8 protein-coding genes and 2 pseudogenes are annotated in these 7,448 nt (G+C 36.5%); 7 read left to right on the top strand and 3 right to left on the bottom strand.

What is annotated here, in order from left to right; translation table 11 throughout:
• The first annotated feature begins 225 nt into the window (after positions 1-225).
• The 5 genes from DMC01_RS11400 (at position 226) to DMC01_RS13815 (ending at position 3,485) form a co-directional block, all read left to right on the top strand.
• Positions 226-621 carry an ornithine carbamoyltransferase gene (locus tag DMC01_RS11400; protein WP_142694331.1) on the top strand — a complete coding sequence of 132 codons (396 nt, stop codon included), beginning with the start codon at positions 226-228 and terminating at the stop codon, positions 619-621.
• A gap of 207 nt (positions 622-828) precedes the next feature.
• Positions 829-1,893 (top strand): RsmD family RNA methyltransferase, encoded by a 1,065-nt coding sequence (locus DMC01_RS16215; protein WP_142694330.1) that lies wholly within the window; start codon positions 829-831, stop codon positions 1,891-1,893.
• 159 nt (positions 1,894-2,052) lie between these two features.
• Entirely contained in the window at positions 2,053-2,775 is a 723-nt protein-coding gene (locus DMC01_RS11390; protein WP_142694329.1) for an O-fucosyltransferase family protein, read from the top strand.
• Positions 2,776-2,781: 6 nt separating this feature from the next.
• On the top strand, positions 2,782-3,237 hold the full coding sequence (locus tag DMC01_RS11385; RefSeq protein WP_142694328.1) for an alpha-1,2-fucosyltransferase: 456 nt from the start codon (positions 2,782-2,784) through the stop codon (positions 3,235-3,237).
• Between the two features lie 80 nt (positions 3,238-3,317).
• Positions 3,318-3,485, top strand: a complete 168-nt coding sequence (locus DMC01_RS13815; RefSeq protein ID WP_185908904.1) for a hypothetical protein — start codon at positions 3,318-3,320, stop codon at positions 3,483-3,485.
• Between the two features lie 39 nt (positions 3,486-3,524).
• Here the strand turns inward: DMC01_RS13815 and serC are convergent, their stop codons facing one another.
• Together serC and xseA are read right to left on the bottom strand one after the other, a co-directional pair.
• On the bottom strand, positions 3,525-4,598 hold the full coding sequence (gene serC, locus DMC01_RS11380) for a phosphoserine transaminase (RefSeq protein WP_142694327.1): 1,074 nt from the start codon (positions 4,596-4,598) through the stop codon (positions 3,525-3,527).
• Between the two features lie 13 nt (positions 4,599-4,611).
• Entirely contained in the window at positions 4,612-5,775 is a 1,164-nt protein-coding gene (gene xseA / locus DMC01_RS11375; protein WP_142694326.1) for an exodeoxyribonuclease VII large subunit, read from the bottom strand.
• A gap of 429 nt (positions 5,776-6,204) precedes the next feature.
• Here xseA and DMC01_RS11370 point away from each other — a divergent pair.
• Positions 6,205-6,378 (top strand): annotated as a pseudogene (locus DMC01_RS11370) (type II toxin-antitoxin system RelE/ParE family toxin); the annotation flags it as partial.
• Positions 6,365-6,643, top strand: coding sequence for a helix-turn-helix domain-containing protein (locus tag DMC01_RS11365; protein WP_142694324.1), 279 nt, complete (start codon positions 6,365-6,367; stop codon positions 6,641-6,643). The pseudogene DMC01_RS11370 and the gene DMC01_RS11365, both read left to right, overlap by 14 nt.
• Before the next feature lie 537 nt (positions 6,644-7,180).
• On the opposite strand, the pseudogene DMC01_RS11360 reads toward DMC01_RS11365, so the two are convergent.
• Positions 7,181-7,410, bottom strand: a pseudogene (locus DMC01_RS11360) (IS1595 family transposase); the annotation flags it as partial.
• Positions 7,411-7,448: the final 38 nt, after the last annotated feature.

Here is a 7,448-nt window from a genome sequence, read left to right as displayed (position 1 = left end):
TTTTATTAAAATTAATGAAAAATTCAGCTTTATAAAAAAAAAAAAAACAAATTATAAACAAAAATAAATTTATAGCAAATATATTTTAAATTTAGGAGGCAAAATGGGCGATTTAACATAGTTTTTAAGAATTTTATGCTAATATAAAGAGCTTGATAATTTTTTATTTATATTTAATTTAAACTTAAAAAACGGTCAGTTTTTAAGATACAAAAAAGGAAAAAAATGAAGATAGCACTAGAATGCAAGGATCTCATACTAGAAAGGGCTTTACAGCTTTTTTTAAGAGAACATCTAAGTCAAAAAAAGGACTGCGATTTCATCATCTGCGATGAAAAGATCTCCTTTAACAAACCTCAATTTATAATCTGCAAGCATTCAACCCAGCTTGACATCCCCTTTAATAAAGACGAGCTTTTTGCTGCTCTAAATGACTTTGACAAGGCCTTGAAAGAACTAGCCTTGCAGGTTGCAAATGAAAAGATCAAGGAGCTAGAAGAGAGGATTAAAAATATCTCAGCTGAGTTTAAGCTATCCTATCAAAAAGACCTTGATGATGCTATATCAAGGCTTGAAGAAAGGCTAAGATCTGCTATAAATGATAAGATTAAGCCCTTTTAGGTGGCTTTTTTAACAAAATAATCTTAGATTTACGCTTTAAGAAGCACTTCTTATCACAAGCTTGTTTTTGTGCGGATCTGCCTTTGTGGCAAAATGCTTTAAACTAGCCAAAAAAGTGCTTTTAAGATAGCTTGCAAGGAAATAGCATTTTAAGACTTAGTAAATTAATTTTTGTCGCAAACATTTTAAAACAAAAAGCGAGTAAAGATGAAAAATACCCCTCCCCCCCTTATAATACAAAGTGGCAAATTTAAGGGCAAAAGGCTCTTTTTACCAAACCTTGAAACCACAAGAAGCACAAAAAGCAGAGTAAGAGCCTGTGTTTTTAATACTCTGCGAGCTGAGCTGAAGGACAAAATCTTTGTGGAGGTCTTTGGCGGAAGTGGGGCAATGGCATTTGAGGCTTTAAGCAACGATGCCTTGGGCGTTGCGATAATCGAAAAGGACAAAAAAGCTTATGAAATAGCTTGTGAGAATGCGAGAAGGCTTTTAGACAGCGAAAATTCAAGGATTTATGATAAGGCTGGTTTGAATTTTAGGGGAAATTCAAGGAATTCTACTTTGAATGCTGTGAATTCTAGTGGTGGTTTGAAAACTTGCAAGAATCAAGAAGCCTTGCAAAAGGGGCGTGAGGCGGTGAATTCTAGTAGGGATTTTAAGGTTTGTGAGAATGTGGGCTTGAATTTTAATGGAAATTCAGGCAAATTTGACTGCAAGGCTTTGAATTCTAAGGCAAATTTTGGGAATTTTGCTTGTAAGACCTTGCATTCTAAAGCAACTTCAAGCTCTTGCAAGATGCAAGCCTTGATTTTTAACGAGAATTCAAAAGCCTGCGATGTAAGTTCCATCAATTTTGGCGAAAATTCAAGGAATTTTGACTGCGAGGCTTTAAATTTTAGTGAAAATTCAAGGAATTTAGATCTTATTGATGTAAAAAAGGTGCGAGCTTTCAATGCTAGCTTTGTTAGAGAAAGGATGCAAATTTTCAACGCGGACAGCTTTGAGCTTTTACCTCTTTTATTTAAAGATAAGAAATTCAGCCAAAAGGGCATAATAGCCTATTTTGACCCGCCTTTTCATCTGCGAAATGGCTTTGAGGACATTTATGAGCGGGTTTTTACACTCATCAATACCTTACAAGGCTCGAATTTACAAAGTTTTATTATAGAACATAGCTCACAAATCCCTACCCCAGCAACATTTAGAGCTTTTACGCAACACAAGATCAAAAAATTTGGCAACACGAGTTTGAGTTTTTATAAAAGGGTTTAAATGCTGTTTAAAAGGCTTTTTACAAAAATCGTAAATTTCGCTAAAAATTCACAAAAAAGTTAGAAAAAGCTGAAAATTCACGCTTTTTGGCAAAATCTTTGTTAAAACTTACCAAAATATGTTGCAATGAGAGTTTTAAAATCATCAAAAAGACATGCTATGACTTCATTTAAGGCGAAAATTTGCACGAGTATAATCAAAAATCCAAACAAAAAACGCTTTATTTGCCGTCTTTTAGTAGGCAATGAATTTTTAAATGAGCTTGAAAGTTGGGAGCTAGAAAAGGCAAGGAAAACAATACAACACGAAAGACAAACGCTGTATTATAAACACAATTATTTAACAAAATCAAAGCTAGTTGTCGTGGCTATCGGCGGCGGACTTGGTAATCAAATGTATCACTACGCCTTTGGTAGAGCGTTGCAAAATAGGGGTTATGATGTGGTTTTTGACGCTCATCATTGCCCTAAAACAAACATATACAAAAGTGAAAATATAATATCTAGCAAATTGTGGGGGGATAATACCTTCTTAAATCCCACTGATATTAGAAATTTAGAAATTACTCATTTTAATCGAATCTTGCCTATTGATTTGGATTTTGATGAAAACTTATTTTTTGATTTGGTAGATAAGGACAGGGCGAAACTCCCGCCAAATCAACGCATAAAGCGACCTTATAAATATCTAATGAACCGTGCTTCCTTTGAAAATGTGCCACTAGACTCAATTTGCATTCACCCAAACAGCTATTTTGGTGGATCTTGGTTTAACTTGGAGTATTTTAAGGACATAGAGAACATCATCCGCACTAAATTTAGCTTAAAAACCCAGCTAATCCCCGCAAATGCTACGCTTAAACAACGCATTTTACAAACATAAGATAGCGTGTTTTTACACATTCGCAGGGGCGATTATTTGAAGCATACGGACTTTTATTTGAATTTAAAGGGTGAGTATTATGGTGGTGCGATAAATTACCTTAAATCAAAACTCGCAAAGCCTTATATTTTCATATTTAGCAACGACATTTTGTGGTGTGAGCGTGAATTTTTGGCTACTTTAAGCGATGAATGTAAGGAAGACGTGGAGTTTGAATTTGTGAAAAACAACGGCGAGGATAATGTCGCACAGAAAATAATGCGTTCTTGCAAGCACGCTATCATCTCTAATAGCACCTTTGGTTGGTGGGCTAGTTATCTCATCGACAATCCGCACAAAATTGTCCTAATGCCAAATTGCTACAAAAACGAAAAAATCTTTCCCAAAATAAGCTACGATGACAAAAAGCAGATGTATGAGGGCGTTGTTTTGGTGGATGCTTTGATGGGCGAGCTTGTTTGAGTTTTTGTGGCTTGATAATTTGTGAATTTTTAATGAGAATTCGCAAAAAATTCACAGAAATTTGCGAAAATTAGGCAAAATTGCGTGAATTTTTTGTGAATTTTGCTATGAATTTAACAAAGTATTTTCAAGCTTTTTGCTCTTGCAACCGCGAGCAAAAAGGATTGCAAGGGCGAATGGGTGCGGATAAAACAATGTCATCCATCCGCACGAAGTTTGTGAGTATTTCCACACCCAACGGATTGTGAGTGTAGCAAAACAAAAAAGCGTCCGCAAGACAAGCCGTTTTACCCATATTTCCTAGCAAATTCACGCATAAATTCAGCCAAGCTTTCGCATTGTTTCAAAGTGATGGCATTGTAAAGGCTTGCACGAATTCCGCCCAAAAGCCTATGTCCTTTAAGTCCTAGCATATCTGCCTTTTCAGCCTCTTGCACGAAGATAGGCTCTAAGTCAGTTGAGGCTATCTTAAAGCTTATATTCATTAAAGAGCGGCACTCTTTCTCGCTATGTCCCTTGTAAAAGCCATTTGAGCTGTCTATGCACTCATAAATGAGCCTTGCTTTAGCTTTGTTGCGTTCGTTGATGGCATCCAAGCCCCCATTATCAAGCAACCACTGCATCTCCAAGCCAAACATATAAATCGCAAAGGTGGGAGGGGTATTAAAAAGGGAGTTATTTTCGCTATGAACCGCGTATTTTAGCATACTTGGGATATTTTTTTTCGCACTTCTTTCAAGCAGATCCTTTCGCACAAAAACACAAGATAGTCCCGATATACCAGCGTTTTTCTGCACTCCGCCATAAAACATAGCAATATCGCTAAAATCGATTTTGCGAGAGAAAAAATCGCTTGACGCATCGACAATCAGCGGTGCTTTTGATTGTGGATAGCTTTGAAACTGCGTTCCATAGATGGTGTTGTTCGAGCAGATATAGGTGTAATCAGCATTTTCGCTAAAATTCACCTCTGGTATATAGCTAAACTCGCTATCCTCGCTACTTGCTACGACCTTGACATTTATGCCTAAAATCTGTGCCTCTTTAATAGCCTTTTTCGTCCAAACGCCTGTGTGAGCGTATTCACATACTCCCCCCTCGCTTAAATTCATAGGCACCATCGCAAATTGAAGGCTTGCCCCACCTTGCAAAAAAAGCACCTCATAATCATCATTTAAGCCATAAAGTGTCTTTGCATTTTTCATAGCATTAAAATGCACTTCCTCAAAAATCTTTGTGCGATGCGAAATTTCCATTATCGAAAAGCCCTTGCCTTGATAATCAAAAAGCTCGTTTTGTGCTTGTTTTAGCACACTTTCAGGCAGGGTTGAAGGACCTGCACTAAAATTGATTTTTCTCATAACTTCCCCCTTTTTATAGGATTTTAGCCCCTTTACTCTTTTGCTGCGAATGAAGGGTGATTATATCATTTTTTTGTAACTGCTCTAACCTAACGCTTTGTCCATCCTTGCTAAGTGATACTAAAAATTCACTCTTTTTGAAAAAATGCTCGTGTTGGGCGAAGGCTTGCTTTAAATTTGCTAAATTTAAGCTAGCCTTTTGAAATTTTGCCCCTAAAATCAGCCTTAACTGTGAATTTAAAGAGGATAAATTTGCAAGCTTTTCGCTGATAATTTTATCAAGGCTTTGAGCCTTAAAGAGCCTTTGGCTTGAGTTTAGCTCGTTTTGAAGTGCTAAAATCTTATTTTGCATTAAATTTTGCAACTTATCTTGCGTTAAATCAAGGCTTTGAGCTAAGTCATTTTTGCTAAAAAAGCACATATTTGCGGCTGCACTTGGGGTTGGGGCTCTTAAATCCGCCACAAAATCGCTAATGACATAGTCTATCTCGTGTCCTATGGCTGAAATGATGGGCGTTTGAGCCGCAAAGATAGCCCTTGCTAAGCCCTCATCATTAAAGCAAAACAAATCCTCCCTACTCCCCCCTCCCCTTGCGAGTATGATAAAATCAAGCCCCATTAAATCCGCTTTTTGTAGGGCATTTATGAGTGAGCTTGAAGCTAATTGTCCTTGAGTTAGGGCATTAAAGATAAAAAATTTAGCCAAAAAATACTCTTTGCAAGAGATGATTTTAAGCATATCTTGCAAGGCAGCTGAGGTAAAACTTGTGATAATGCCTACTTTTTGAGGATAAAGAGGGATTTGCTTTTTATGTAAGCCGTCAAAAAGCCCCTCTTTTTCAAGCCTTTCTTTGAGGGCTAAAAATTTAGCCTCCAAGTCGCCAAAGCCCTCTTTTTTCATCGTTTTGACTATGAATTGAAACCTCGCATTTGCCTCATAAAGACTGACAAAGCCGCTCATCTCCACACTCTCGCCCACCTTTGGCGTGAATTTTAGCCTTGAGTTTGCCCCCTTAAACATAGCACAGCTAACACTAGCCTTTTCATCTTTAAGCTCAAAATACCAATGCCCTGAGCTATGAGTGGTAATCTTTGAAATCTCCCCACTTAAAACGATGTCCTCAAAATGCGTCTCTAAAAGGCTTTTTGCCTTTAAATTCAGCTCACTTACTGTCATTTTGTTTCTTTTTTGATAAATTTATGAATTTCTTGCTTGGCTGTGATTATATGTCTTTAAATTAAATGAGGGATGAATTTGCAAAAGCGTTGAATTTTGTGCGAATTTTGGATTTTACTTGTAGATTTTATCCTCAAAACCTCTGAATTTTCACTAAAATTTAGGGTTTTTTTAAAAACAAAAAAGTCACAAAATTTGAAAATTTTAACTCAAATTTTATATCAAAAATGATATAATTTTATCCCAAGTTGCCAAAGGCAAATAAACGAGGAAAGCTATGTTTGAAGTGAAATTTGTGAATGAAAACGCAAATGCCGAATTTCTAGCACTACCAACAAAGCTAAAAGCGAAAATGGCACACACCATCTTGCTTTTGTAGAACTTTAGCACACTTGGCAAACCACACAGCAAAAAGCTACAAGATGGGTTTTCGAGCTTATAGTAAAAGCGGCAGAGGGCATAGCAAGGGCGATTTACAGCTACGAGAAAGATAGGATAATTTTGATACTTGCGGTTTTTGTAAAAAAGTCCCAAAAAACACCCATAAATGCCTTGCAAACAGCAAAACAAAGATTAAGGGAGTTTAAAAATGCTAACGATTGATTTTAACAAAACACTCAAAGAGTGCCTGAAAGATAGTGATTTTAAGGCTGAATTTAAGCGTTTAAAGCCTGAATTTCAAGTAAAATCCGCACTCATAGCCAAAAGGTTGGCCAAAAAGCTCACACAGTCGCAAGTGGCGGCTTTAAGTGGCTTGAAGCAATCCAACATAGCAAGGCTTGAAAGCCCAAGTGGATGCTTTAGCCTTGATACAGCAGTGCGTTACGCTAGGGCTGTGGGACTTAAAAAATTAGTGATAAATTTGTGAATTTTAGTGTTAAAAACCCCAAATTTTCACGCTGTGTCGTCATTGCGAGACTTGACAAAGTGGGGACATAGCGGCTGGGGCGTAGCTGTTTTTGCATAGTAAAATGTAGGACAAATGCGTAGCACGAAGTAATATACAAAAATTCAAATAAAAGCCTAAATTTGTCATATTGAGCGTAGCGACAGGGCGGATTGCAAGGCTAAATGTAGCAAAAATATCCCATAGTTTAGACTCAATTAAACTTAAATCAAATGGTTTTTAAGCTAAGTTCTATGAAAAATAAAGATCAGTTCCCAAATTGTATCAAAAGAAATTTAAGGAATTTTGCGTTATTTTTTACTTCGCCTTTCGGCTCATCCCTTTGCAAAATATTGATTTAGAGTCGAAAAAACGCTCTACTTTGTCAAATTTCAGAGCAAAGTTGTGTGTCAAAGCAAATTCGCATTTTAATAGCCAAAGAGTGCGAAAAAATCAGCAAAACGAAATTTCTTTAGAAAATGAGCGGTGAGATTGAAGTTGATGAAAATTATTTTTGGCTCAAGACAACTTAAGCGGATTTTGGCTTATCAACTTTAATAAATTTTGATAAATATTTTGTCTCAAAATTTTCGTCTTAATTCTGTTTCCTTTAAATGAAGGACAAAATTTTCCTTTTTAATTCCTTTAAATTTGCTTAATCTATGCTTGGCAAAGCCCCAGAAATTCTCAATTGCATTTATGTGATTTGTGCCTTTTGCAAACTCATTTTCCCTGTGTCTTACTCTATAACTTTGCTCCTTCTTGCAAAGTTACGAGTGCGTAGCAC

Origin of the sequence: Campylobacter troglodytis, from assembly GCF_006864425.1 — a bacterium.
In the GTDB taxonomy this organism is placed as follows: domain Bacteria; phylum Campylobacterota; class Campylobacteria; order Campylobacterales; family Campylobacteraceae; genus Campylobacter_D; species Campylobacter_D troglodytis.
Note: the sequence above shows the minus strand (reverse complement) of the source record. Positions and strands in the feature narration are given on the sequence as shown.